Here is a 25,994-nt window from a genome sequence, read left to right as displayed (position 1 = left end):
GCACCCGCGCCGCGCGGCGCGACGGCGGGGTGCGCATGTTCGCGCGTTCGGCCCCTTCTTCCGTCGTCCTCCGTCGCCGTCCGTCGCCCCCGGTCGCTCCCCCGTCGCACGGGCCCCTTCGTTCCCCAGGGGCGCGGCTCCGCCCCGTACCGTCCGCCCGGCGGTACGGGGCGGCGGGCCGCCGGCTCGGGGGGAAGACCGGCAGTCCGGTCCCGTCGCGCCAGTGGGACTCGCAGGCTCAGTGTCACCCGCCGGGCGGACGGCCCGGAACGTGTGCGGGGGCCGGCTTGGAGTGCGGCGGTCACACCCCGTGTGAAAGGAGCGCTTCCGCTTCGCCTTCACCTTCTCGAGTTCACCTTCACCTTCTCTAAATGATCGATCATCGATCATTACTCACCAGTAACCGTTGACCAGGCCCGCGGCACCCACCTAGCGTCGACTGTCGCCGGAATACATCTTCCGCTCACCGGAACACCCTCCCGGCGGCATCGCACCGGGAACGCGAAAGGGGATCACCCATGTCCCAGCTCGACCAGCTGCCCGACCGTGACCCGGCGGAGGTCGCCGAGTGGCTGGAGTCCCTGGACGCCGCCGTCCGGACCGGCGGCCCGCACCGGGCCGCGTACCTGCTGCGGCGGATGGCGGAGCACGCCGCGCGGACCGGCGTGGACCTCCCACGGCTCCCGGAGACCCCGTACGTCAACACCATCCCCACCGCCGAGGAACCGGACCACCCCGGCGACGCGGACCTGGAACGCCGCGTCACCGCCTGGAACCGGTGGAACGCGGCCGTCATGGTGAGCCGCGGCAACCAGCGCGCCGGGCTCGGCGGCCACATCGCGACGTACGCCTCGGCCGCCTGGCTCTACGAGACGGGGTTCCAGCACTTCTTCCGCGGCAAGGAGGCCGACGGCAGCGGCGACCAGCTGTTCCTCCAGGGCCACGCCTCCCCCGGCGTCTACGCCCGCGCCTTCCTGGAGGGCCGGATCGGCGCGGACCGGCTCGACCGCTTCCGCCAGGAGGCGGGCGGCGACGGACTGCCGTCGTATCCGCACCCGCGCCGGCTGCCCTGGTTCTGGGAGTTCCCCACGGTGTCCATGGGGCTGGGCCCGCTCTCCGCGATCTACCAGGCGCGCTTCAACCGTTACCTGGAGCACCGCGGCATCAAGGACACCTCGCGCTCCCGGGTGTGGGCGTTCCTCGGCGACGGCGAGATGGACGAGCCCGAGTCGACCGCCGCCCTCGCCCTCGCCGCACGCGAACGCCTGGACAACCTCACCTTCGTCGTCAACTGCAACCTCCAGCGCCTCGACGGGCCCGTCCGCCCCAACTTCAAGATCGTGCAGGAGTTGGAGGCGCAGTTCCGGGCGGCGGGCTGGCACGTCGTGAAGGCCCTGTGGGGCGCGGCGTGGGACGGCGTCCTCGCCCGGGACACCACCGGCGCGCTCGTCCGCCGGCTGGGCGAGGTCCCGGACGCCCAGTTCCAGACGTACGCGACCCGGGACGCCGGCTACGTCCGCGACCACTTCTTCGGCTTCTCCGGCTCCGACCCGGCGCTGCGGGCGCTCGGCGCCGAACTGGGCGACGCGGAGTTGCTGGAGCTGTTCGGTGCGTCCCGCGCGGGGCACGAGCCGCGGAAGGTCTACGCCGCGTACCGGGCGGCCGTCGAGCACCGGGGCGCGCCGACCGTCGTCCTCGTGCAGACGGTCAAGGGGCACACGCTCGGCCCGGGCTTCGCGTCCCGGAACGCCAACCACCAGATGAAGAAGCTGACGGGCGAGGAGTTCCGCGCCCTGCGGGACCTGCTCGAACTGCCCATCCCCGACCGGGACCTGGGCGGTGGCCTGCCGCCGTACGCCCACCCCGGCGAGGACTCCCCCGAGGTCCGGTACCTGCGCGAGCGCCGCGCGGCGCTCGGCGGCCCGGCCCCGGCCCGCAGGGTGACGGCCGCGGCGCTGCCGGAGCCGGGGCCCAGGCCGTTCGAGGCCCTGGCGAAGGGCTCGGGGAACCAGGAGATCGCCACCACCATGGCGTTCGTCCGGCTGGTCAAGGACCTGATGCGGGAGGAGGGGACCGGCCGGCGCTGGGTCCCGGTGGTCCCGGACGAGGCCCGGACCTTCGGCATGGAGTCCCTGTTCCCGTCGGCGGGCCTCTACTCGCCGTCCGGGCAGACGTACGACCCCGTCGACCGCGACCAGCTCCTGTACTACCGGGAGGCGAGGGACGGCCAGATCCTCAACGAGGGGATCACGGAGGCGGGTTCGCTGGCCTCCTTCACGGCGGCGGCGACGTCGTACGCGACACACGGCGAGCCCGTGATCCCGTTCTACATCTTCTACTCGATGTTCGGCTGGCAGCGCACGGCTGATCAGTTCTGGGCGCTCGCCGATCAGTTGGGGCGCGGTTTCATCATCGGGGCGACCGCCGGCCGCACGACGATGACCGGCGAGGGCCTCCAGCACGCCGACGGGCACTCGCACCTGATCGCCTCCACCAACCCGGCGGCGGTCGCGTACGACCCGGCGGTCGCGTACGACCCGGCGGTCGCGTACGACCCGGCGTTCGCGTACGAGGTGGGGGTGATCGTGCGCGAGGGCCTGCGGCGGATGTTCGGACCGGACGCGTTCGGATCGGACGCGTTCGGCCCCGACTCCGAGAACGTCTTCTACTACCTGACCGTCTACAACGAGCCCAAAGCGCAGCCGCCGATGCCGCCCGGGGTGGAGGAGGGGATCCTCAAGGGCCTCTACCGCTACCGGGAGGCGGACGGCCTGCCCGCCGAGGCCCCCCGCCTGCAGCTGCTCTCCTCCGGCACGGCCGTCCACTGGGCCCTGGACGCCCAGCGGCTGCTCGCCGACGACTGGGGCGTGGCCGCCGACGTCTGGTCCGCGCCGTCCTGGACGGAGCTCCGCCGCGACGCCCTGGCCTGCGACGCGGCCCGGCTGCGGGGCGCCGTACCGGGCGAGGACCGGATCCCGTACATCACGCGGGCCCTGCACGGCGCTCCGGGACCGGTGTTGGCGGTCAGCGACTGGATGCGAGCGGTTCCCGACCAGATCGCGCCGTGGGTGGAGCAGGACTGGACGTCCCTCGGCACGGACGGTTTCGGACTCTCGGACACCCGGGAGGCGGCCCGCCGGCACTTCGGCGTCGACCCGGGGTCGATCGCGGTGGCCGCGCTGGACGCGCTGCGGCGCCGGGGCGAGGTGAAGCCGGAGACGGTACGGGAGGCGGCGGAGCGGTACGGGGTAGGAAGCTGACCCTTGTCGTCCAGCTTCCTTACTCGCCGATCCGTCAGGAGGACGCCTTCCCCGCACCCGCCCCCGCTCCCGCTCCCGCCGCGGCCCGCTTGCGCCGCCGCCGGCTGGGCAGCCACGCCACGCTGTCGTCGTCGCCGACGTACCGTCCGAGCGCTCCCTTGATCACCGAGAGGGCGGCGGGCAGGGAGGCGATGGCGGCGGCCTTGAGGGCGGAGACGTCGGTCAGGTCGAACCCGTCGGCGATGAGGAGGCCGAGGAAGGTGGTCAGGTAGGCGGCGATGGTCCGTTCGGCTATGTCGGCGAGCACCTTCTTGTTCATGGGTCCGTCCGTCTCTTTCGGTGGGGTCTGATGATGTGTACACCACATCATCGGGGCCTACCGCAAGCCGTCCGTGGGTAGCGATCCGGCGTCGCCGCCCGTGACGGCACGGGCGGCCGTGCCCAAGGAGGTTGGCCGCATGGCCCGTTACGCGTCCCCCGGCTCCCCCGACGCCGTCGTCTCGTACCGCCCGCGCTACGACCACTGGATCGGCGGCGAGTACCGACCGCCCGCCCGGGGCGGCTACTTCGAGAACCCGACGCCGGTGAACGGCGAGCCCTTCACGGAGATCGCGCGGGGCACCGCCGAGGACGTCGAGCGCGCCCTGGACGCCGCGCACGCAGCGGCCCCCGCGTGGGGCCGCACGGCACCGGCCGACCGGGCGGCGGTCCTGCTCCGCATCGCGGACCGCATGGAGGAACACCTGGAGGCCCTCGCCGTCGCGGAATCCTGGGAGAACGGCAAACCCGTCCGCGAGACGCTGGCCGCCGACATACCCCTGGCCATCGACCACTTCCGCTACTTCGCGGGCGCGTTACGGGCCCAGGAGGGCAGCCTGTCCGAGCTGGACGAGGACACCGTCGCGTACCACTTCCACGAGCCGCTCGGCGTGGTCGCCCAGATCATCCCCTGGAACTTCCCCCTCCTGATGGCGGCCTGGAAACTGGCCCCGGCGCTGGCGGCGGGCAACGCGGTGGTCCTCAAACCGGCCGAGCAGACACCGGCGTCGATCCACGTCTGGCTGGACCTGGTGGCCGACCTCCTGCCTCCGGGAGTGCTGAACGTCGTCAACGGCTTCGGCGTGGAGGCGGGCAAACCCCTGGCCTCCAGCCCGCGCGTCGCCAAGATCGCGTTCACGGGCGAGACCACGACCGGCCGCCTCATCATGCAGTACGCCTCGGAGAACCTGCGCCCGGTCACCCTGGAACTGGGCGGCAAGAGCCCCAACATCTTCTTCGACGACGTCTCCGCCGACGACGACTTCCGCGACAAGGCCCTTGAAGGCTTCACCATGTTCGCCCTCAACCAGGGCGAGGTCTGCACCTGCCCGTCCCGCGCCCTGATCCAGCGCGGCCACTACGCCGACTTCCTCGCCGCGGGCATCGCCCGCACCGAGGCGATCGTCCCGGGCCACCCCCTGGACACGGACACCATGATCGGCGCCCAGGCGTCCAACGACCAACTGGAGAAGATCCTCTCCTACTTCGACATCGGCAGACAGGAAGGCGCCCGCCTCCTCACCGGCGGCCACCGCCTCGACCCGGGCGGCGACCTCAAGGGCGGCTACTACATCGAGCCCACGATCTTCGAGGGCTCCAACAGCATGCGCATTTTCCAGGAGGAGATCTTCGGCCCCGTCGTAGCCGTCACCCCCTTCACCGACTTCGACGACGCCATGGCCCTCGCCAACGACACCCTCTACGGCCTCGGCGCCGGCGTCTGGACCCGCGACGGCACCACCGCCTACCGCGCCGGCCGCACCCTCCAGGCCGGCCGCGTCTGGACCAACTGCTACCACCAGTACCCGGCCCACGCCGCCTTCGGCGGCTACAAACAATCAGGCATCGGCCGCGAGGGCCACCACATGATGCTGTCCCACTACCAGCAGACGAAGAACCTCCTCGTCTCGTACTCCCCGAAGAAGCTTGGGTTCTTCTAGCAGCACGAAGACAGGCGTTGGTTCCCGCCATTTTCGGCAGGAACCAACGACAGATTATTACCGTCTACCGCTTGAACGCCCGTAGTTGGCGGTCAGGGTTGTGGCGTACTGAGCCGGCACAGTCCAGCCCGCGAATGTCCGCGCAAGATACGACTGCAACGCTTCCGACACTCCCAGGAAGGGCCCGAACTGCGTACGCCATTCGTTCTGAGCGGCTGCGCTCGGGAAACCACGGAAAACTGCCACCTCAGGGTCTCTTTCACCCCAGCATCCCCACCTTCCGGAAGGGCCGGTCACGGCGATAACGTTCGCCGAAATCGCGATCGACCCCATGACGTCGCCGTCTGGCTCATGACCGATCGCCGCCCAGTAGTCATCCACACCGGCCTCGACGGATAGCGAGATCGCCGGGTACATCCGATAATCCGCGAGATAGAACGCGTCGCACTCCGGTTCAAGAACCAGCAGTTCGACGCATGTGTCGCCGTACCACCGCGCCATCGTGCAAAGCGCCGGCCAGAATTCCGGGGTAAGGACTGCATCGAACTCACAGAACAGTGAGTCGCCTATGTCCTTCTTGAAGACCTGGCCGGGCAACCTGGCGTCAAGGTCGAAGGTGGTCGCAGCATGAGACCGAACACGCAGATACTGGCTGCGGTCAGTCACGATCGAGCCCATCTCTGCCATCAGTCCTCACCCAACCTGATCTTGATGTCCATTTTTCTTGGATCCTGGACGGTAGTAATCCGCCGCCCGACTCGGTAATGTCCCCGTATTTCGACGAGATCGGGCAGTCGCTGTTGTGAACGAGCACCGGAGCCTTGTCGGCCAGCACATAGTAAGTGTGGTCTTCGGCGACGGTGAGGTTGTAGGTACGTGCTCGGAGGCCATACGAGCGGTCGGTCTCGACCCGAACGTTTTCCTCAGTACTGGTACGGAGGTTGGTGCGGGGGGGCAGGTCGCGGGCCAGGGTCCAGCGGTGTGCGGTACCTGACCGGCCGGGGCATCACCGACCTGAAACGGACCGCGCTGGTGGGCGGACACCCGTTGGACCTGTTGTTCTCCGACGCGGGCGAGAACACGGCGGTACTGATCGGCCCCGAGCCCGGCGGTGACGCCGCGCGGCGCCTCCGGCTCGTCCACGCGCGAGGCGACCTGCCCATGGGGCTACCCTCCGGAGGGCGTGGGGCTAAGCCCGGTCCGGTGAGCAGGGTGGTGCGGGCGCCCGCCTGGCGGATCCTGGCGGGCGGCACCGCGCCGGCAGTGTCGTTCGGCTGAGTCCCGCGGCGCGGCCGGGCCCGGCGGCCCACTCAGCCGTTGGTCAGGCTCCGTACGACGTACATCATGTGCTGAAGGTTTCCCGCCCACAGCCACTCCCTGCGCCCACCCATGCCCTCGCTGGTTGAGAGCGGGCCGTTCGCGCAGTCGCTGAGCCATTCCTCACCGCCTCCGGCTCCCGCTCTCCGGAACTCGGGCAGCCGGACGATCCGGCGGGCCGCACCGCGGGTGACGGCGATCCGGTCGGGCCCCCGGGGCAGCGTCTTGAACAGCAGGTACGAACTGGCAGTGGTGTAACGGAGCACGCCCCAGGACGGCCCTCCCTTCCCCGTGGAAGGGGCCTGCGCGAGGGCGCTCGGAGGCTGCACGCCGTAGTCGCCGTAACGGAGCAGCGGGGTATAGGGCCTGCCCGTCGCCCGCACCTCGTGCCACATGCGCCACTCCGCCCGCGCCCTCTCGCACGATCCCCCTTCCAGCATGCCGGCGGTCAGCTGAGGAAAGGCCCCGCCGAGCAGCGCAACGCTCCGCCAGGCCGCCAAGGGCATCAGCGCGTCGAGGGCGCACAGCGCCTCCTTACTCGCGTCAGGCCGGCCGTCGAGCACCGCTTCCATGTCGAGCAGCAGGTCCACGGGCACCTCCGCACCGGTCCGGGCCAGCAGGCTCCGGACGCGCTCTCCCCGGCGGTCGTCCCACTCCCCCGTGACCCGCACCCGGACGCCCAGTCCGCGCAGACAGCGCCGTGCCGTCTCCCCGGCCGCCGTCTGTCGCGCCTCCGTCCTCTCCGGCCCGGTGACCGGCCGCAGCAATCCCAACTCACAGTAGATTGAGAGCGCTTGGTCCACGGCGGGGAACTGGGCGTCCCCACCGCAGGGAGCGTCGGTCCACCCGCCGTGACGGCTCACGGCACTCACCCGACCGACGTACTTCCCCACCCCTGCGGTGAGGGCCTCCTGGGCCACTCCGGGCAACGGCGGCAGGTTCCACAGCGGCCTGATCGCGGCCCGAACGTCCGGCGCCAATCGCCGGAAGACCCCGGCCGCATGCGACCGGGCCGGCAGAACGGGAACATAGAGCGGTCCGGACGTCGCGGGCTCCCCCTCGGCACCACCCGTGCGCTTCCCTCCCCTTCAGGGTCGGTTCGCCGCAATGCGCGGGAAGAGAGCGCCGTTTCAGCCCGCATGGCCGATGCGTTCCCGTACCTGGTAATGGCGTGCCACGAGCTGCGCACGCGTCACGCGCGTGGGGCCGGACACGAAGGCCAGGGCGCGGGAAACCGCCTCGCGCAGACTGACGATGTGGTGGTGCACGCCCCCACCGCGTCGAAAAGGACGCGCTTCGTGCCGCCGAGCCGGGCGAGTCCACTGCCCATACATCGATCGGGCCAGGACTGGAAGGCACAGGAGCGGGACAGTGAACAACTCGACGACCTGTCGATAAAGGTGTTTTCCCGTATCCGTTTCCGTGAAGCGCCCGCTTGACCGGCAATTACGTTCGGGCACTTACCCCACCAAAACGCACACTACCTGAATTGGCGTCAACTACCGCTGATCCACTAGACTTTGCATCGCAACGGCAACAAGAAAGGGCGCCATCCATGGGCACCAAGTTCATCGAGGTAGACGAAACCCGCAAGGGACTTCCGGGCGTGGAAGAGGGAGTGAAGACGATCGAGGTCGGTGGTCAGACGATCACGACGCCGATTTACGTTCAGCGGATCGACTTCGACGACCTCGACCCCGAGGTGACCGAGGAGTTGACTACGGTCAAGTTCGCCGTGACGGTGACCGAGGAGATGGAGGACTTCACGGGGGAGGTGGACGAGGACGGCTCGCCGGTGACCGAAATCAAGGAAATTCAGGTTCCGAAGTGGCTTGAGGTCGACCTGGGCGCCGAATCCTTGAAGCGGTACGAGGAGGTAATGGCGCCCTACTTCGCCGCCGCGCGCGAAACCGAGGCCCCGGTGATCCCCGCGCCCCGCAAGCGCCGGAAGAAGTAATTCGCCGCACCCTCGCCACCCCTCTCCTGGAATTCGGGAGAGGGGTCGCCCCCGTTTCAGGGCGTCACTGTTTCGCGGACAGCGGCTCGTGGTGGCGCCAGAGGAGGTACCGGTCTTCCCGGCGGAGTTCCGCGGAGCCCCATTCGATGCGCATGACGCCGTGCTCCATGGAACACGCGTAGGCGACGAGCACCAAGCCGTGCCCCTCGGGTATCAGCGCCAGGTCGGGGTGGATTCCCGGCCCGTCGAGCTCTTCCTCCAGACCCAAGTCCAGGGCCTGTTGCATGGGCTCGGGCCCATGGCGCCGGATGAGATCGGCCCGGAGGCCGGTGGCGCGCCGCAGACGGGCGGTCGTGACGGGAACGTCCTTCTTCGCGTAGCGGAACGGATAGATCACCTGCCCACAGACGATCACCACCGTACGCCCCTGGAGACGAACGGACTCCCCGAACCGGCCCAAACCGGAACCGAGTGCCTCGCACTGCGCCGCGTACAAGCCGTGCTCGTAAGCCTCCAACGGCGCAGCGCGGCCATCGCCTTCCCCAACACGGTCAGGTCGTGGAGCCGGTGCTCGGCCGCCTCGCTCACCGCCAGCTGCGCGACGTCGGCGCGACGGGCGCGGGCGTGCTCCAGCCCGTCCGCCTCAAGGCGCGCCCACGTACGCAGCAGCATGCGGGCGTAGTCGGCGGGCGCGGTGCTGTGCAGGACGCCGAAGTAGGCGAGGCCGGCGACCTGGAACCCCGTCAGCACATCGGGCGCGGCAGCGGGCTCGGCGGGGCCGCGGCCGGCGGCGGTGGGGTCGGTTGCGGGGCCGAGGAACTGGGCGAGGAGCCGGAGGAAGATGGCGTAGACGCGGTCGGCGGGCCAGTCCAGGGGCCGGCCGGTCTCCCGGCCCGCGACCAGAGCGCGGACCTGCGAGGGGAGAAGGACGTCGGCCCAGCCCGTCGGGTCGTCGAGCACGGTGGTGTAGCGGGTGATGCCATCCGGCCCGGGAGCAGTCAGCGCCCGCAGGGTCTCCAGCAACATCTTGCGGGCGCAACAGCCGGGCCCCGCTGGCCCGCCCTGGTCGGCGACGAGAAGGTAGTTCGCCGCCTGGTGCACGACCAACTCGAGCTCCTCGCGGGTGCCAGGGGCCGGCCAGACCAGCGCGCTGGGCGGCAGCTACCCCGCCTGCGGCGGTCGGCCGCGAGCTGCAGGTCGGCACCGAAGTGACCCCGGGCCCGGGCGGCGTCCCAGCGGCGCACGATGAAGCACGTCGCCCGCGCCTGCGGGGCGAGACCGAAGAGATGCTCCAGCAGCCCTTCAGCGAACTCCTCCCCGCGATGGTCGGGGACGACGGTGAAGTCGAGTCCGAGGCCAAGCACCAGCCGCCGTCGGGCCGCTGCTCGACGGCGGCCTCGCCGCGCGCGCGACCCGCCGACGAGCGTCCACCCTGCACTCCGCCACAGGCCAACTCGCCTGGGCCACCCGCATCATCCGCGACGGCCACTACTCCGAAACCGCCGGTCGCGTGCTCTTCGCCGAACTCGCCGAATGCGTCGGCTGGATGAGCCACGACGTCGCCCAGTGGCCCGCCGCCATCCGCTAGCTCACCCTCGCCGTCCACGCCGGCCGCGAGAGCGGCGACCGCAACCTGACCGCCCACCTACTGCAGTGCCTCGCCCGCAGCTGGGGCTACCTCGGCAGACCCGAAGTCGCGGCCGACTGCATCGCCCTAGGCCTCTACGGCACCTACGGCCGGGCCCACCCAGTACTCCGCGCCGGCCTCTACGCCCTCGCCGGCCGCTTCGCCGCGCTGCGCAACGACGCCGCCGAAGCCCGCCGCAACCGGCTCCACGCCCAGGAAATCTTCCACGAGGAGACCCTTGAGGAGCTCCCCGCGTACGTTACCTACCTCGACACCGCCGAGCTCTGCTCCACCCTCGGCGAGGTCCTGCTCTCCCTCGCCCGCACCAGCGGCAACCCCCACCCCGCCGCTGACGCCGTCGCCGCGGCACGAGTCCTGTTCGTCGTCGGCGACTTCGACGCCGCCTGCCAGGCCGGCCGCAAAGCCCTGACCATGGGCACCGCCGTGGACTTCTCACGGGTCCGCCGACGTTTCCTCGACCTGGCCCGCGAGGCCCAGCCGCACGAGGCGGTACCAGCCGTGCGGGACCTCAGGGGACAACCACTCGCTGCCGCCCGGCCCTGACCCGCCCTGTCAACCTCCGCAACCCGCCGAGCTGGTCCCTGTCGTCGCAGTCCGCCAAGGAGCACGCGTGGACGAAGCCACCGCGTGGAAGGAGGCGCTGACCCCGGCCGCGTACGTAGGTCGGAATAGTCACGACCCTTCAGGGCTCTGTCCTATGAGGCTTCACCTCTGATTACTCAACCCATAGAGTCCGCGAACAGGGTCTTGGTTCCTTGATCGTCACAAGCCCGGCCGGTGTGCCCGGCCGGGCTTGCTTGCTTCACACAAGGAAAGTTAGCTGACGAGCTCGATGCCTCCGTGAGTGCCGTCTCCGTTGGCGCCGGGGTAGACGCCCAGGTTGCCGTTGGCCCAGCTGATGAGGATGTCGTTGATTTTGTGGGCGTTGTTGGCGAATGAGCCGGTAGTCAGGGTGCGCGCATTCTTCCAGGGGGAGCCGGCCTCACGGAGCTTGGTGTGGCCGTGGTACCCCTTGGTGTCGACGCCGGAGTAGATCCTCGTCTCGCCGTTCTGCCACTGGACCAGCAGGTCAGAGGTCGTCTTCCCGGTGAAGTCGCCCGTGCTGATCTGTACAGCGCCATCCCAGGACTTGCTGGCTTCAGTCAGCTGAACGTGGCCGCTCAGGCCCTTTGAGTGGATGTCCGTGTACATGGCGGTGGAGCCGTTCTCCCACACCACGAGGACGTCGTCGCGCTGGCTGTTGCCGGTGAATTTGCCGGCCGTCACGAGGCGTGCGTTCTTCCAGAAGGGATTGGGGTTGTTCTTCGCACCCTTCTGCAGGGTCTTCTCACCGTGGGCTCCCTTCTCGTCGAGGTGCGCATACTCGGTTACCTCGCCGTCCGTCCAGCGGACGAAGAGCCCGTCCCGGCCATCACCGGCGAAGTCACCACCGGTGATGGCTCGGGCGTACTTCCAGGTGCTGTTGGCACCGGCGATCTGGTACTCGGCAGAGAAGGGCGTCTTGGGGTCACTGCCCATGGAGCCCTGGTACAGGCTGGCCGATCCGTCCTTCCAGATGACGAACAGGTCCATGTATCGCTTGCCGTCACTGCGGCCGGTGAAGTATCCGGATGCCGTGTAGGCGGCGTTCTTCCAGTCCTTGCGGCTGAGGAGGTCGCGGGCGCCGATGGTCTGGATCCAGTCCGCGATGTCGTCCACACGGGTGCTGGTGGCGTTCCGGCGCGTCTCGCTCTCATCCGTGCCCCAGCAACCAGCCTGCCAGAAAGTGGAATTGATCGCGGCCAGCTCGGCCTTGCCGCCCTTCTCACGGAAGGCAGGTGAGCCCGTGTCGCCCTTGCACAGGGCGGCGTCGGCACTCTTGCCCGCGAGGTCCAGGGAGGCACCGGATATGGCGGAGACGTTGAAGTCGGTGGAGTGGAGGCGGTCAGGCGTCCACTCGTCCTTGGTACGGCCGTAACCGGCGGCGCGAAGGTCCTCGCCCTGCCGGGGCTCGCTCGTAGCCACAGGCACAGGGGTCACACCGGCCACTGGCTTTGCGAGCTTGACCATGACCAGGTCACGGTCTCCGCGCGGCACGAGTTCGACGGCGCCGACAGTGGTTCCGTCCGTCCCCGACAGGTCGGTGCGGCCCACAGTGACGCTCGTCTTCATCTTCGGGGTTCCGCCAGTGATGCGGAAGCCCGTCGAGGGGTCGTCGGCGAAACAGCTTGCGGCCGTGAGCACCCACTGGCTCTCCACCAGCGCACCGGTGCACGCGCGCTTGCCATCGCCGATGTCGATCTTGGCAGTGAATTGGTACTGCCCGTCCTTGGCCTCGTCGCCGACGACGGCGTGCGCCTGGGGGCCGGCCAGGATGCTGGTGGCGACGGAGGTGGCGAGGAGGCCTGCTATCCACGCGGCGCGCGGACCATTGCCAGACATGGAGGTTCCTTCAGGGTCGTGGGATCTACGAAAGAGGGCAGGCTGAGACTTCCTTCGCCTGCCGCTCACTTGTGGTTCGGCTGTCGCCGGCGGCCTACTTCTTGGCGACGATCTCCAGCAGGTCGAACTCGCGGCGCTGCGGGTCATCGGTCTCACCGACGCCGGTCCACTTGTTCTTGTCCAGGTTGTAGGACTTCTCCTCGTTGGCCGTCACCATGTTGAGCTTGACGGCGTAGGCGTTGCCTTTGGCCCCGTAGACCGAGGGAATCTCCAGGCTCAGGTAGCCGGTCTTGCCGGTGACGCGGAAGCAGAATTTACCTTGGCCGACGGTGTCCGTCGTCTGCATGCCGCGGGCGTAGACCTCAATGAGGTTGGGTCGGCTGTCGCAGGCGACGAGCATGATGTGGCCGTCACCGCGCTTCAGCTTGATGCCCCGGTCCTTCAGGATCTTGTCGGCTTGGGGGTACTCGAAGTCCTCGACACCTGTGGGCGGGGTATCGGCGGCCACCGCTGCGGTGGAGCCGGCGATGGCCGTAGCAGCGACGACGGCGCTGGCGGCCAGCACCCGGGAGAACAGCTTCATGGGTTGGTTCCTTGCCCCTCATAAGCAACGACGACAGAAAACGCGCATGGTCGCGCTGCCCGTCCAGCGAGGAACTCGTGGCCTTGCGATCTGCCTCTGAAGACCCTTGTCAAGGCTGATGGCGCGTCAACTGTGCCCTGCGCTCGGACTGGCGACCTATTGATATCACTTGAGAAGCTTGTCCGAAAAAGCGCTACATGCGCTATCTATGTCGTTTGGACTTCACAGGGGCTTACGAGAGCTTTGAGAGCTCTGACGGGAGAAGCCCCCAAAAGATATCATGTATAGGGCACGTATACGATCCGGAGGGTATTGCAGGCCTTTGCCGCTTCCCGGCAAGTTCCTGACCAAACCCGGTAAATATTGAGGAGATATGCACAAACGGAAGGCTTCGCGGCCTAACGCCGTGAAGATACGATTTGTCCGTTCTGCGGCAGCGATGACGACGACACTCGCGGTCTCGATCGGAGCGCTAGGGCTACCGGCCGCGATGGCAGCGCCTGCGGAGCAAGGTTCCGAAAGGAAGACGGCAGTCAGTGACCGCGGCCGGGTAGTCCAGGCGTGGCGGTCTGGAGACCGCGCGGTCAAGGCTGCCGCCGGCAAGGCTCTGCTCGGCTCGGACCAAGACATCCAGGAGTTCCTCAAGTCCGGCCAGCGCATGGCCGTCGAAGAGGACAACCGGTTCAAGGTTCTACGGATGTTGAACTCCAGCGGTAAGGGAGTTCGCGACGCCGCACAAAAGGCGCTGGATGACGGCTCCGGCGAGGCCCTGGCCAGCTTCCTCGACTCCGGCTACAAGGGGCCTTTCCAGGACGACCAGCGCGTCGCGGTCCTCACCGCCATGAACAACGGCGAGCGCGCGGTGCGCAACGCTGGCCAGAAGGCGCTGAACGACGGCTCCCCCGACGCGCTGGCGAAGTTCCTCGCCTCCGGGCAGTACACGGCCCAGGAGGAGGACGACCGCGTCGAACTCCTCTCGATCATGCGCGACGGTGGCCCGCAGGTGAAAAAGGCCGCTCAGGAGGCCATGAGCGGTTCCCCCGAGGACATTCGGGACTTCCTGGAGACCGGGCAGAACGTGGCGCGCGCCCGTGACCAGGAAACGATGACCATCGCCCAGCTCGCTGACGCCGCAGCGAAGGCGGGCAAGCGAGCCAAGCGCGAGACCGACGCGGCCAAGGCAGCAGCATCCCGCGCCGAACAGGCGGCATCGGAAGCCAAGAAGGCCGCACAGAAGGCTGCCAAGGAAACGGCAGAGGCCAAGAAGGACACAGGGCGCGCGGCCAATGCCGCAGGCCGAGCAGCGGACGCAGCCAACGGCGCCGCGGATGCCTCTCGCACGGCCATCCAGGCAGCGAACACGGCGATGTCGGCGGCGCGCACGGCCGCGACCGCAGCATCAAGGGCCGCGGCCGCGGCGGCTGCCGCTGGACAGGCAGCCCAGCGTGCCTACGAATACGCGAGCGCCGCGGCCAAGAACGCGGGGGAGGCTTCAGCTGCTCGTGAGGCAGCGCAGCAAGCCCGCGGTGCGGCGGCCGGCGCCCGTACCGCGGCAGCAGCCGCGCTGAGCGCGCTGAACGCGGTGAACGAAGCGGTGAACTCCGCGCATGCAGCAGCCAACGCCGGTGCCAACGCAGCTGACGCCGCGACAGCGGCGGCTGAAGCCGGCGCATACTCGGACACCGCTGGGGAGGAGGCCCGCCGGGCACAGGCCGCAGCCGCCAGAGCGCGTAACGCCGCCGCTGCCGCGAACGCCGCCGCCAATCGGGCCGAGGCACTGTCCCGCAAGGCCGCTTCGGCAGCGCAAGAGGCCCACAACGCAGCCAACAACGCGGCCAAGCATGCGGAGGCGGCGGCCAAGGCAGCCGACGAAGCAGCCAAGGCCGCTGGCAAGACCAAGGACTGGGCGAACAAGGCCACCGAGCACGCCAACGAAGCCATGAAGGCCTCGGACGCGGCAGCCAAGGCAGCCAAGCAGGCCCACGACGTCGAGCAGATCGCTCGCGCCTCTGAGGCTGCTCAGCTGGAGGCCGATAAGGCCCTGGCCATCCAGGAAGCTCAAGACCTGAAGGAGAAGGAGCAAGAGGGCAAAAAGGCCGAGGCCTGGCAGGAGGCCGACTCCGAACGGCAGGACAAGGAGACCGACGAACTCCTCAAAGAAGCGACTGCCAAGGGCAGCAGCACCCACGACGCAGTGACCAAGGGACGCCAGGCCGCGCTGCGCCTGATGTCCGTCGGCGGACCGTGGACTCAGGAAGCCGCCGCAGATGTGCTGTCCGGTGCGGACGCCGATGTGCAGCAGTGGCTGCGCTCGGGTCGACAGCTTGCGGTGGAACAGGACAACCGGGCCCGTGTCGGCCATCTCGTCGACCACGGCAAATCAGCGGTGAAGAAAGCCGCTGAGAAGGCGCTGTCCGGCTCCTCCGACCAGATCGAGGAGTTCCTGACAACCGGCCAGCATGTTGTCCAGGCCGACGACTACCGCGTTCAGGTCCTCGAACTGATGAAGGAGGGCGGCAAGTCCCTCAAGAAGGCGGGCAGCGACGTGATCGACGCAGGCACGCCCGATGCCCTGCGGAGCTTCATCGAAACCGGACAGTACACAGCCCGCGAGGAAGACGACCGCGCAGAGACGCTGTCGATCATGAATCAGGGTGGGCCCCGGGTGAAGGCCGCCGCCGAGGTGGCGCTCAGCGGCCCGACGTATATGTTGCGAGACTTCGTCGCTGAGGTCCAGTACAAGGCCGCCAAGCAGGATCACGACGCTGCGGTCCACGTCTCCGAGGTCAACCGCCTGGTTGCCAATGCCCAGCGCTCAGCCGCTGACGCCAAGGCACATGCTGCTCAGGCCGCCGAAGCAGCGGCCCGGGCCCGCCGCGCGGTCGTCGAGGCCGACAAGTACGCCAAGCAGGCCAAGGCATCGGCCAACGAGGCTCGTGGCTACGCAGACTCGGCCAAGAAGTCCGCACAGGATGCTGATCGCTCCGCCGCACGGGCCGCAGAGTCAGCCCGCCAGGCCAAGCAGGCGGCGGCCTCCGCCAACAATGCAGCAGCGGCTGCCACCGACTCGGCCAACCAGGCATCTGCTTCGGCGGCTCAGGCCCGCACGTATGCAGAGCTGGCCTACGCCTCGGCCGACTCCGCTCGCCAGTCCGCGCTCGCCGCACAGAAGGACGCCGCCGAGGCCGCCAAGGCCGCGGAGGAGGCGAAGCTGTTCGCGGTGACCAAGCAGCGTAAGGAGGCCGAGGAGTGGCGCAATAAGAATCCCAAGCCGGACGAGGGTGACCATCCCGGCACGGTCGACGCGCTGCAGGACTACGAGAACGGCTCGACCCTGTTTTCCTTCGACGGCACCTGCTATCTGAACGGCGTCCCTCTTCCCAGCAAGTTGGGTACTGGGTCCTGCGAATCTCTGGCCGCCGACTTCGACAGGTGGATGGGCCAAAACGCCAGCGGCCTCGCCATCGACTCCTTCAAGGACAGTGATCAGGCGCCCGCGATCCTGCTGGCCGGGTACTGCGCCTGGAAGAGCACCAGCATCTTCTCCAACGCGAACAACCGCGGTAAGTGCGGCCCGGACTTGATCAAGCAGCTGGCGGACGTTCCTCCCGCCACGATCACCAACGAGGCCGGTGTAGGCTCCGGACTTTCCAAGCTATTCCGGCCATTCGGCAAGAAGCTCGGCAAGAAGTTGGGCTGGAAGTGGTTGCAGGGCTCGCGGCCGCTCGACCAGATCGCCCGCAACCGGTACTTCCACGAGCTGTACAAGGACACGCTGCGGCGTGAGATGGAAAAGCCTGTGGTCAAGGACCCGTACCTGGTAAACGTGATGGATAGTCTGTGGCGGCCGGGCGCCAAGATCGGCAATGGCAGTTCTGCTGCGGCCGTGCGGTTCGAACTCGCCACGGGGAAGCCAGTCGGTGGCCGGTGGCACTCCGTGAAGGTCGAACAGTCCGTCGACGGATTGACAAACTGGCTCAAGAGCCGAGCGGGCCAGAAGGCGAGCACTAGCGATCTTCAGGCAGTGCACAATGTCCTGCGGGACTTGGAGAACGCTTTGAAGGGCAACTGATGTCAACGCCTCCGTGGTGGGATGATCTTCTCGCGGCCAGTGATGTGCTCGCGGCCAGCGACCGGGACGACCTTGAAGCGTGGCGGGGCGAACCCGAAACCGATGATTCCAGCCTGCTCGTAGAGCCCGACGAGGATGACGTCCCCCCGCCGATTATGCGCCTGGGAAACCTCGCGCAGGCGTTCGCCAAGAATGCCTCCAGGATGGATCCACTCGAGCGGCGCCAGGTGCTCGGCGTGCTGGAAAGGATCCTGGTCACTGGCAGCGAGATGGACGACACGGTCGTGGTCACCGGATTCTTCGAAGCGCTGCTTATGGCGTGGGACCAAGGATTTGATCTGCAGTCAGTCTGGAGTGACCTCGGCCCCAAATCCCAGGCTGCCTGTCTTATCCTCAATGAAGGCTGGGGAGTCGAGTCGCCCCCCTGGATGCGCTGATCCCAGTCGAAGGCCACGTCGATGTCAGAGGGCTGGGCCCGCAACCGCAGAGGTTGCGGGCCCAGCCTTTCATTGACGAGTTACTCATGACGAGTTACTCACGTGCACGAGCCCGGGCAGCACTTGTAGGACGTGTTTTCCGCGCTGGGCGGGTCTGCCGGTGGAGCGGCCGACGTCCGGGGGAGGACGGTCGATGCCATGTATCGGCTGGGGGAGGAAACGCTCGTCCGGCTGCCACCGGCCGAGGGCGGGGTCGCGGACGTGGCGCGGGAGCGGGAGTGGTTACCACCACCGGCGGGCGCGGCTGCCCGTGCCCGAGGCGCTCGAAGCCGGGGAGCCGGCCGAGGGGTTTCCGTGGCCGTGGTCGGTGTACCGGTGGCTGCCTGGGTGCCACCCCGTCGAGGGGGCGCTCGACGATCCGGCGGGGGGCGCCCGGAACCTGGCCGGGTTCGTGGCGGCGATGCGCGAGGTCATCCTGCCTTGGACACCGCCGCCTGCACACCGCGGCGGGCCGGCCCGCGATCGGCGCGCTGCGCCGCATCCCGGAGGAGGGTGTCGATTGCGACGCTGCGCTCGCCGCCGGGGAGGACGCGTTGGGCGCCCCCGAGCCGGCCGGGCCGCCGGTGTGGCTGCAGGCCGACCTGATGCTGGGGAACCCCTCCTGGCGTCCGGGGGCTCGCCGCCGTCATCGGTTCTGGGTGCGCGGGGGGGGCGGGCGATCCGGCCTGCGACCTCTTCCCGGCCTGGAACCTGCTGCCACTCGGAGCCCGCCCGGTCTTCCGCGACGCCCTCGGCGTGGGCGCCGCCGCCCGGCGCCGCGGCCCGGGCCGAAACCTCCCCCAGGACCTGCCCCCACCGGACGGCCGATCCCTCCGTAGCCCGCAGCGCCCGGCACGTCCTTCGGGCGGCGACGGGAGATGTCGCCAACGACACCGTCGCCGAGACGAGTTGACGGGATTCACCCCGCCTCCGCGACACGCCCGACACGCCCGGATCACCACCGGCCAGCCCGGAATCCTCCCCCGCCCCCCGTTCAGCCCGTCACCGGCGTGTCCCTCCCCCGCCCGGAGCAGTCTCGTCACCGAATGGAGCAATACGGACACGCTCCGGATGCCGCCATGAGGGTGCCGGGTGAACCTCGGATCAAGGAGGTACACCCAATGAAGTCAATTCGTACCGCTCTCTGCGGCACTCTGACGGCAGTCGCCGTCTGTGCGGCACCCGCCGCCGCCTACGCCCTCGAAGCCCCCTCGGCCTCGGCCGGTCAGGTCGTCAAGCACGGCGACCACGACCGCGACCACGGTGACCGCGATCACGGTGACCGTGACCACGGCCGGGACGACGACCACGGCCGCGACCACGACGGCCGGGACGACGACCACGACCGGAACAAGGGGCGTGACCACGACGACGGCTGGAACGAGGACCGCGGTCGTGACGGACACGACGACCACGGCAAGGACGACGACCACGGCCGGAACCATGACGGCCGGGACGACGACCACGACCGGAACAAGGGGCGTGACCACGACGACGGCTGGAACGAGGACCGCGGTCGTGACGGACACGACGACCACGGCAAGGACGACGACCACGGCCGGAACCATGACGGCCGGGACGACGACCACGGTCGTGACAACGACCACGGGCGGGACGACCACGGTCGTGACCACGACCACGGCCGGGGCCACCACGACGACCACGGTCGTGACCACGGCCGCCACCACGGCGACCACGACAAGGGTCACCACGACCGCCCGCACGGCTGGTCGCACGCGGGTGGCGGTGCCACCGCGCCGGTGGCCGCCGCGGAGTCGTCGTCCGTCGACACCCCCGTGCTCATCCTCGCGGGTGCCACGGCCGGTATCGCCGGTGGTCTGATCTGGTCCCGTCGCCGGGCTTCCCGCACGGTCAAGCAGTAACAGGAAGCGGACCGGAAACATGTCAGAAAAGCGCACAGGTGGTTTCGGCCGCCTGCTGACAGGGGCGGCCTGGGTAGCACTTCTGCTGGCCCTCTGGCTATGGGGCCATGACATCGCCGAGGAGCCGATATCCACGGCTCCGGTCACCGGTGACGTCAAGCCCTCGGGCCGCCCTCCCGCGCATGGCCTGCTCCCGGCGCACTCACCGCTGCCGGGGGCGGCCCCGCAGACCCTGGCCATCAGGGCCATGGGTCTGCGGGCCCCCATCGAGGGGCACGGCCTCGACCCCCAGGGCGGGGTCGAGGCCCCCTCGTACGACCGGCCCAACACCGTCGCCTGGTACAAGGACGGGCCGGCGCCGGGCGCCGTCGGGGCCGCGGTGCTCGTCGGACACGTCGACACCAAGACCTCGCGGGGCGTCTTCTACGAACTGAGCACCGTGAAGCCGGGCCTGAAGGTGAACGTCGTCCGCAAGGACGGCAGCACCGCCGAGTTCACCGTCGAGGACGTCGCCGTCGTCCCCCGGGACCACTTCGACGCCGACAAGGCGTACGGCCCCAAGGACCCGAAGCGCGCCGAGCTGCGTCTCGTCACCTGCGGCGGCGAGTACGACCGCGAACGGCACGAGTACACCGCCAACATCGTCGTGTCCGCCTACCTCACCGGGACGACCGGCGCACCCGCCACCCCGGCCCCGGTCCCGGCCCAGCAGTCGGCCGAGCCGGCGGAGTCACCGGAGCACGCGGACGCGGACGAGGGCGAGGGCGCGGACTCCGGCGAGTCCTGACGGAGGCCCCGCGTCACGCCCAGCGTCACGCCCCACGGCCCGCCCCGCGTCACGCCCCACGGCGCACCCCCCCCGTCACGCCCCACCCCGCCGCGCCCGCAGCGCGAACAGGTGCGGCACCCGTGGCCCGGAGTCCGGCAGCCGCCACCAGCCGCCCGGGTCCCGCACCATCCCGGGCACTCGCGGCCAGGGCAACAGCTCGGTCTCGCGCAGCACTTCGAGCTCCAGTCCGGCCCCGAGGACGGCCCCGACCGTCTCCCCGAGCCCGTGCCGCCACTCGTAGCTGGTCACGGCCTCCCGGAGCGGCGGGCCGTCCGTGTACGTCCGGGGGTTGTCGCCGCGGATCGGGCCCCGGCCCTCCAGGTAGTCGTGGCGCAGCAGCAGCGCCTCCTCGCCGGGCGCCGGGACCGGGCCCAGGGCGTTGAGCAGCGGGTGGAACTCCACCAGGTACAGGACGCCGCCCGGCCGGAGCAGCCGGGCGACCACGTCCGCCCAGGCCGCCAGGTCGGGCAGGTAGCAGAGCGCCCCCTTCCCGGTGTAGACGACGTCGAACCGCCGCCCGCCGAGCGCCTCGACGGCCCGGTGGACGTCGGCCCGGACGTACTCGACGTCCCGGCCGCTCCCGGCCGCGAGCCGGCGGGCCTCCTCCACGGCGGCCGAGGAGAAGTCCAGGCCGACGGTGCGCGCGCCCCGGTCGGCGAAGGCGTGGGTCTCGGTGCCGAGGTGGCACTGGAGGTGGAGGACGTCGCGGCCGGCGAGGTCGCCGAGGTCGGTCCACTCGAAGGGGGCGAACCAGTCCTCGGCGGTCCGGGAGCCGTCCAGTCCGTAGAAGTCGCTGGCGACGTGGACGGGGGTGCGGGCGTCCCAGTTCCGCTCGTTGGCGCGCAGCATCTCCTCGGTGCCGGGCATCTCCTCGGTGCCGGGCATCACGTCGGTGCCGGGCATCACGTCGGCACCGGGCGGGCGTTCACCGGGCGGGCGTTCACCGGACGCGGTGGTCGTGCGGTCGTCTGCCGTCATGGGGCCTTCCTACCACCGTCGGACACCTCGATCACCCCGCCGGCCGGCAGGGCGAAGGCGAGCGCTGCGGCGCGGCGCCAGCGGTTGCCGGGCAGGGCGGGGTGCAGCGCGGCGAGTGCGCCGCAGTACTTGGTGAAGACCGCGGGCCGGACACCGTGGGCGTGCAGCAGCCGGTCCGCGTCGGTCAGTCCGCCGGTGCCCTTGGTCTCGACGAGGACGAGGCCGGGGGCGCACCGCACCGTCGCGCCCGTCCGCCGGTCGGCGCAGACGAGGCCGGCGTCGCAGGTGACGCGTTCGCCGTCCGCGACCAGGGTGGCGCGCAGGTAGTCGGTGGTGACGGAGGGCGTGAGCTCGGCCGGGGCGGTGATGCCGTAGGCGGTGCGCAGGGTGGCGTCCAGCCAGGCGCGGTACGCCGGGTCGAGCGGGGTGGCGTCGCCGGTGAGCGGCAGCCGGTGCTTGACGGTGTCGCCCCGGCCGCCCTTGAGCTTGACCTCGAACTGCCGCTCCCCGCTGTCCCGGTAGACCCGCTCGCGGATCTTGAAGCGCTGTCTGCGGCCCTGCCGGTGCTCGTGGAAGGAGCGCAGGCCGGGGGTGTCGTAGTAGACGGAGTGGTAGTGGAAGGCCCGCCTGCCGTCGATGGCGAGGACCCGGTAGGCGCCGCCGGGACGGTGCGGGGCGGTGAGGGAGGCGACGAGGTCGCCGAAGACGCGGACGGGCACCAGGTAGCTGCGGTCGAAGCGGGTGAGCAGGCCGGAGCGGGCGTTGACCTCGGCGAGGGCGATGGTCCCGGCGGCTCCGACGGCGCGTTCCAGGGGGTGCGGCGTCCGCGGGCCGGGGACGACGGCGGCCGGGGCCGCGGTGCTCACGCGGCCTCCCAGGTGGGCGTCTCGCGCACCGACGGGCGGGCGGCGGGGGCCTGGTGGGCGGTGCCGGGCCGGAACTCGCGGTAGCGGACGTCGACGACCATGAGGTCGCGGACGTAGTCGATCTCGGTGACGGTCCAGTGCAGCGGTTCGCCGAGGCGGTGGGCGAGTTCGGCGCGGAGCGCGGCGGGGTCGGTGAGGACGACGTCGAGGGTGACGACGCTGCGGCGGGAGCGGGTGAGCAGCCGCGGGTGGTCGGCGACGTACACGACCAGCAGCAGGACGGCGCTCAGCGTGGCGGCGTACCCGAGGCCGAGGTGCGGCAGGCCGCAGAGCAGGCCGAGGACGAGGGTGCTGAAGTAGTAGGCGACCTCTTCGTGCTGCACCGCGTCGGAGCGCAGCCGGATGATGGAGAGCACGCCGAAGAGGCCGAAGCCGAGCGCGGTCCCGCCCTTGGCGCCCACCTCGGCGAGCGCCGCCACGACGGAGAACAGGGCGACGTTCAGGGCGAGGTAGGCGGGGACCAGGTCCCGCCGCCGGTGTCGCGGATGGTAGATCGCGAAGGTCAGCAGGCACACCGCGAGCAGGTCCAGACCCAGGTGGGCGGCGAGGTCACGCACGGATTCCACGGCTTCTTCCTCCCTCTGCGGCTGCGGCGGTCGCAGTCCACGGCGATCGTGGACCGCGCCGGGCGCAGAACATCAGGGAAACGATGGGTGAACGGAGGGGGTCCTCCGGGTCCATTCGAGCGAACCGTGCGGGTCCTTGACGGCGGAGCGGCGGAGCTGTCCGGATCCGGCGGGTTCCCGTCGTGTTCGGCGTACTTGCGGCGGGAGGAACCGCTGTGCCGCGTGGGCCGCGAGACCGTCCGGGTGCGGCCGTCGGGCCTCTGGCGGTCAGCGGCGCGGCGGGGCAGGCTGAGGCCCCTGCCGGCACCGACATCCGAGGAGGGCACCCGTGACCCCGATCCGATCGCAACCGGCCGCCCCCGAGCGCGTCGCCCTCGCCCCGGCGGCGGCCCGGCTGCTCCGGAGCCTGCGCCGGAAGCACGGGCCGCTGATGTTCCACCAGTCCGGCGGCTGCTGCGACGGCAGTTCGCCGATGTGCTACCCGAGGGGCGAGTTCCGCACCGGCGGCAGCGACGTGCTCCTCGCCGAACTGGCCGTCGAGGGGGTGGCCGAGCCGGTCGGCTTCTGGATGGCGGCGGACCAGTTCGAGCGCTGGCGGCACACCCACCTCACCGTCGACGTGGTGCCGGGACGCGGCAGCGGCTTCTCGCTGGAGGCCCCGGAGGGCGTCCGCTTCCTGATCCGCTCGCGGCTGCTGACGGACGCGGAGGCGCGGCTGCTCGCCCCGGCCGCGGACGGCGCCCGGGGCGGGGGTCCGGGGACGGGGGCGGGCCCGGAGACGGGGACGGAGGCGGCCCCGGAGACGGGGACGGGCTGACCGGCCGCACCGGATCGCGCTGAAGCCGAACCGCGGGATGCCGAACCGCCGGATACCGAACCGCCGGATGCCGAACCGCCGGATCAGGACGCCGCGTCCGCCAGCGACAGCGTGTGCAGCCGCTCCGGCGGCCCCGGCCGGGCGTAGTACCACCCCTGCGCCGTCTCGCAGCCCAGTATCCGCAGGTGGTCCGCCTGCGTCCCGGTCTCCACGCCCTCCACCGTCACCGACAAATCCAGGGTGTGGGCGAGCGAGACGATGCCCTCGACGATCTTCACGTCGACGGGGTCGGCGGGCGTGCACTGCATGCCGCGGGTGAAGGAGCGGTCGAGCTTGAGCGTGCTGACCGGCAGCCGGCGCAGGTAGGAGAGGTTGGAGTAGCCGGTGCCGAAGTCGTCGAGGGCGATGTCGACGCCCAGGTCGGCGAGTTGCCGCAGCGGCCGGAGCTGCTCCTCGTCGGCGCCGATCAGGGCGTTCTCGGTGACCTCCAGGCAGAGCGCCGACGGGTCGAGACCGGCGTTGTCGAGGACGGCGATGGTCTCGGCGACGAGCGCGGGGTAGCGCAGCTGCGACGGCGAGAGGTTGACGTTGACGCGCAGCGGCACCCGGCAGCGGCCGTCGCTGCGCCAGGCGCGGGCCTGCCGGGCCGCCTCCTCCAGGACCCAGCGGCCGAGCGGGACGATCAGCCCGGTGCTCTCGGCGAGCGGGATGAACTGGTCGGGCCCGAGCACCCCGTGGACCGGGTGCAGCCAGCGGACCAGCGCCTCGGCCCCGCGCACGGTGCCGTCGGCGAGCCGGACCAGCGGCTGGTACTCGATGAAGAACTCGCCGTTCTCCAGGGCGCCGGGCAGGCAGTTGGTGAGGTCGTGCCGGGCGATGGCGCGGGCGTCGCAGTCGGCGTCGGCGAGCTCGTAGCGGTTGCCGCCGGCGGCCTTGGCCCGGTACATGGTGATGTCGGCGCTGCGCAGCACCTCGGCGGCGTCGGCCTCCCCGGGGCGGCCGTTGACGATGCCGATGCTGGCGCGGACGGACAGGTGGCGGCCGTCGAGGTGGACGGGGTCGGTGAGGGCGGTGAGCATCCGCCGGGCGAGGGCGGTGACGTCGCGCTGGGCGGTGGGTCCGGTGGTGAGGGCCACGAACTCGTCGCCGCCGAGCCGGGCCACGAGCTCGTCCGGGCCGGAGGCGCAGGCGCGCAGCCGCTCGGCGACGGCGACGAGGAGCTGGTCGCCGACGGCGTGGCCGAGGCTGTCGTTGACGGCCTTGAAGCCGTCGATGTCGAGGTAGCAGAGGCCGAAGTGGCTGTCGGGGCCCAGGGGTCCGCCGGGTGCCAGGGTGCGGTCGAGGCGCTCGAAGAAGAGGGTGCGGTTGGGCAGGCCGGTGAGGTCGTCGTGGGTGGCCTGGTGGCGGAGCCGCTCGTGCAGCTCGCGGCGCTCGGTGATGTCCTCCATCAGCGCCAGCTGGTACTGGGGGCGGCCGGCGGCGTCGCGCAGCAGGGAGACCGTCAGATCGGTCCAGAGGACGCTGCCGTCGCCGCGGTAGTACGGCTTCTCGACGCGGTAGTGGTCGCGGTCGCCGCGGACCAGCTCGGCGTAGAGGCCCCAGACCTCGGGCGAGTCGTCGGGGTGGACGAGTTCGCCGACGTTGCGGCCGGCCACCGGGCGGTCGAGGCTGCCGAACATCCGGCAGAGCGCCTCGTTGACGTCGGTGATGTGCCCGTCGACGTCGGCGATGCCGACCCCGATGGCCGCGCCCTCGAAGACCGCGCGGAACCGCTCCTCGCTGGTGTGCAGGGCCTGCTCGGTCTCGGCGCGGGCGGCGAGGGCGGCGCGGGAGATGGCCTCCTGCTCGGCGAGGGCGCGTTCGCGGAGCTCGGCGGCGAAGCCGGCGGCGAGGGCGTGCTGGAGCCGGGTGCAGCGGGCGCGGCACTCGTCGGCGGGGACGGCGTCGTCCGGCGGGCAGTAGAGCAGCAGGTAGGCGTCGACGGCGCCGAGGATCAGCGGGAGGGTGGCGGGGTCGGTGCAGTGGCCGCGGACCAGGGCGGCGCCGACCTCGGTACCGGGGGCCGGGTCGAAGGCGCGGGCGTGCAGCGCGTCGCGGAGCCGGGCGGCCAGCGGGACCAGGAAGCGCTCGAACTCGCCGCGGGACAGCGGGGTGGACGCGGCCGGGTGGACGGCCCGGCTCCACAGCGCGGCGAACCGCCGCAGCCGCTCGTCCTGCACGGCGCTGTCGTCGGGGGCGTACGGGAGGGGGTACGGGAACGGTTCGGCGGTGCGCGCGCCGGC

At 70.4% G+C, this 25,994-nt stretch carries 22 protein-coding genes and 2 pseudogenes; 11 read left to right on the top strand and 13 right to left on the bottom strand.

Annotated features, from left to right (window positions below; genetic code table 11):
* The first annotated feature begins 518 nt into the window (after positions 1 to 518).
* Positions 519 to 3,260 (top strand): pyruvate dehydrogenase (acetyl-transferring), homodimeric type, encoded by a 2,742-nt coding sequence (gene aceE / locus JNW98_RS04715; RefSeq protein WP_223766780.1) that lies wholly within the window; start codon positions 519 to 521, stop codon positions 3,258 to 3,260.
* A 34-nt stretch (positions 3,261 to 3,294) separates the two neighbouring features.
* Here the strand turns inward: aceE and JNW98_RS04710 are convergent, their stop codons facing one another.
* Positions 3,295 to 3,579 (bottom strand): holin, encoded by a 285-nt coding sequence (locus JNW98_RS04710; protein WP_223766779.1) that lies wholly within the window; start codon positions 3,577 to 3,579, stop codon positions 3,295 to 3,297.
* Between the two features lie 139 nt (positions 3,580 to 3,718).
* On the opposite strand from JNW98_RS04710, the gene exaC reads away from it, so the two are divergent.
* On the top strand, positions 3,719 to 5,239 hold the full coding sequence (gene exaC, locus JNW98_RS04705) for an acetaldehyde dehydrogenase ExaC (RefSeq protein ID WP_223766778.1): 1,521 nt from the start codon (positions 3,719 to 3,721) through the stop codon (positions 5,237 to 5,239).
* Between the two features lie 57 nt (positions 5,240 to 5,296).
* On the opposite strand, the gene JNW98_RS04700 is transcribed toward exaC, so the two are convergent.
* Together JNW98_RS04700 and JNW98_RS04695 are read right to left on the bottom strand one after the other, a co-directional pair.
* The gene (locus tag JNW98_RS04700) at positions 5,297 to 5,926 is read right to left on the bottom strand and encodes a hypothetical protein (RefSeq protein WP_223766777.1); all 630 of its coding nucleotides are present in this window, start codon (positions 5,924 to 5,926) and stop codon (positions 5,297 to 5,299) included.
* Entirely contained in the window at positions 5,898 to 6,197 is a 300-nt protein-coding gene (locus JNW98_RS04695; protein WP_223766796.1) for a hypothetical protein, read from the bottom strand. The genes JNW98_RS04700 and JNW98_RS04695 overlap by 29 nt, the downstream gene beginning before the upstream one ends.
* Before the next feature lie 23 nt (positions 6,198 to 6,220).
* On the opposite strand from JNW98_RS04695, the gene JNW98_RS04690 reads away from it, so the two are divergent.
* On the top strand, positions 6,221 to 6,517 hold the full coding sequence (locus tag JNW98_RS04690; RefSeq protein ID WP_223766776.1) for a hypothetical protein: 297 nt from the start codon (positions 6,221 to 6,223) through the stop codon (positions 6,515 to 6,517).
* A 32-nt stretch (positions 6,518 to 6,549) separates the two neighbouring features.
* Here JNW98_RS04690 and JNW98_RS04685 read toward each other — a convergent pair whose 3' ends face one another.
* Entirely contained in the window at positions 6,550 to 7,575 is a 1,026-nt protein-coding gene (locus JNW98_RS04685; protein WP_223766795.1) for a beta family protein, read from the bottom strand.
* Positions 7,576 to 7,686: 111 nt separating this feature from the next.
* Positions 7,687 to 7,824 (bottom strand): hypothetical protein, encoded by a 138-nt coding sequence (locus tag JNW98_RS04680; RefSeq protein ID WP_223766775.1) that lies wholly within the window; start codon positions 7,822 to 7,824, stop codon positions 7,687 to 7,689.
* 287 nt (positions 7,825 to 8,111) lie between these two features.
* Here JNW98_RS04680 and JNW98_RS04675 point away from each other — a divergent pair, with 287 nt between their 5' ends.
* A complete protein-coding gene (locus tag JNW98_RS04675; RefSeq protein ID WP_223766774.1) occupies positions 8,112 to 8,513 on the top strand; it encodes a hypothetical protein in 402 nt (133 codons plus the stop codon).
* Positions 8,514 to 8,577: 64 nt separating this feature from the next.
* Here JNW98_RS04675 and JNW98_RS04670 read toward each other — a convergent pair whose 3' ends face one another.
* Both JNW98_RS04670 and JNW98_RS04665 read right to left on the bottom strand, forming a co-directional pair.
* Positions 8,578 to 8,931, bottom strand: a complete 354-nt coding sequence (locus JNW98_RS04670) for a hypothetical protein (RefSeq protein WP_223766773.1) — start codon at positions 8,929 to 8,931, stop codon at positions 8,578 to 8,580.
* Positions 8,925 to 9,620, bottom strand: coding sequence for a hypothetical protein (locus JNW98_RS04665; protein WP_223766772.1), 696 nt, complete (start codon positions 9,618 to 9,620; stop codon positions 8,925 to 8,927). Before JNW98_RS04665 ends, JNW98_RS04670 begins: the two co-directional genes overlap by 7 nt.
* Positions 9,621 to 10,146: 526 nt before the next feature.
* On the opposite strand from JNW98_RS04665, the gene JNW98_RS37035 reads away from it, so the two are divergent.
* Entirely contained in the window at positions 10,147 to 10,704 is a 558-nt protein-coding gene (locus tag JNW98_RS37035; protein WP_504754399.1) for a hypothetical protein, read from the top strand.
* 273 nt (positions 10,705 to 10,977) lie between these two features.
* Here JNW98_RS37035 and JNW98_RS04655 read toward each other — a convergent pair whose 3' ends face one another.
* Both JNW98_RS04655 and JNW98_RS04650 read right to left on the bottom strand, forming a co-directional pair.
* Positions 10,978 to 12,582, bottom strand: coding sequence for a S1 family peptidase (locus JNW98_RS04655; protein ID WP_223766770.1), 1,605 nt, complete (start codon positions 12,580 to 12,582; stop codon positions 10,978 to 10,980).
* Between the two features lie 94 nt (positions 12,583 to 12,676).
* The gene (locus JNW98_RS04650; protein WP_223766769.1) at positions 12,677 to 13,165 is read right to left on the bottom strand and encodes a hypothetical protein; all 489 of its coding nucleotides are present in this window, start codon (positions 13,163 to 13,165) and stop codon (positions 12,677 to 12,679) included.
* 439 nt (positions 13,166 to 13,604) lie between these two features.
* Here JNW98_RS04650 and JNW98_RS04645 point away from each other — a divergent pair, with 439 nt between their 5' ends.
* The 5 genes and pseudogenes from JNW98_RS04645 (at position 13,605) to JNW98_RS04625 (ending at position 20,383) form a co-directional block, all read left to right on the top strand.
* Positions 13,605 to 17,237 carry an ALF repeat-containing protein gene (locus JNW98_RS04645; RefSeq protein WP_223766768.1) on the top strand — a complete coding sequence of 1,211 codons (3,633 nt, stop codon included), beginning with the start codon at positions 13,605 to 13,607 and terminating at the stop codon, positions 17,235 to 17,237.
* Positions 17,237 to 17,674: a hypothetical protein gene (locus tag JNW98_RS04640; protein WP_223766767.1), complete on the top strand. Its 438-nt coding sequence runs from the start codon at positions 17,237 to 17,239 to the stop codon at positions 17,672 to 17,674. Before JNW98_RS04645 ends, JNW98_RS04640 begins: the two co-directional genes overlap by 1 nt.
* Before the next feature lie 136 nt (positions 17,675 to 17,810).
* A pseudogene (locus tag JNW98_RS04635) lies at positions 17,811 to 18,626 on the top strand (phosphotransferase); the annotation flags it as partial.
* 208 nt (positions 18,627 to 18,834) lie between these two features.
* Entirely contained in the window at positions 18,835 to 19,596 is a 762-nt protein-coding gene (locus JNW98_RS04630; RefSeq protein WP_223766766.1) for a hypothetical protein, read from the top strand.
* Positions 19,597 to 19,615: 19 nt separating this feature from the next.
* Positions 19,616 to 20,383, top strand: a complete 768-nt coding sequence (locus JNW98_RS04625) for a class F sortase (protein WP_223766765.1) — start codon at positions 19,616 to 19,618, stop codon at positions 20,381 to 20,383.
* Between the two features lie 75 nt (positions 20,384 to 20,458).
* Here the strand turns inward: JNW98_RS04625 and JNW98_RS04620 are convergent, their stop codons facing one another.
* The 3 genes from JNW98_RS04620 to JNW98_RS04610 form a co-directional block, all read right to left on the bottom strand.
* Entirely contained in the window at positions 20,459 to 21,310 is an 852-nt protein-coding gene (locus tag JNW98_RS04620) for a class I SAM-dependent methyltransferase (RefSeq protein ID WP_223766794.1), read from the bottom strand.
* A gap of 89 nt (positions 21,311 to 21,399) precedes the next feature.
* Positions 21,400 to 22,269, bottom strand: coding sequence for a polyphosphate polymerase domain-containing protein (locus JNW98_RS04615; protein WP_223766764.1), 870 nt, complete (start codon positions 22,267 to 22,269; stop codon positions 21,400 to 21,402).
* On the bottom strand, positions 22,266 to 22,895 hold the full coding sequence (locus JNW98_RS04610) for a DUF4956 domain-containing protein (protein WP_223766763.1): 630 nt from the start codon (positions 22,893 to 22,895) through the stop codon (positions 22,266 to 22,268). Before JNW98_RS04610 ends, JNW98_RS04615 begins: the two co-directional genes overlap by 4 nt.
* Positions 22,896 to 23,223: 328 nt before the next feature.
* Here JNW98_RS04610 and JNW98_RS04605 point away from each other — a divergent pair.
* Positions 23,224 to 23,604, top strand: a pseudogene (locus tag JNW98_RS04605) (DUF779 domain-containing protein); the annotation flags it as partial.
* A gap of 191 nt (positions 23,605 to 23,795) precedes the next feature.
* Here the strand turns inward: JNW98_RS04605 and JNW98_RS04600 are convergent.
* Positions 23,796 to 25,931 (bottom strand): putative bifunctional diguanylate cyclase/phosphodiesterase, encoded by a 2,136-nt coding sequence (locus tag JNW98_RS04600; RefSeq protein WP_223766793.1) that lies wholly within the window; start codon positions 25,929 to 25,931, stop codon positions 23,796 to 23,798.
* Positions 25,932 to 25,994: the final 63 nt, after the last annotated feature.

The sequence above is a fragment of the Streptomyces huiliensis genome (genome assembly GCF_020037025.1).
Lineage (GTDB): Bacteria > Actinomycetota > Actinomycetes > Streptomycetales > Streptomycetaceae > Streptomyces > Streptomyces huiliensis.
The sequence above is the reverse complement of the archived record's forward strand: the minus strand, read 5'-3'. Positions and strand labels throughout refer to the sequence as shown.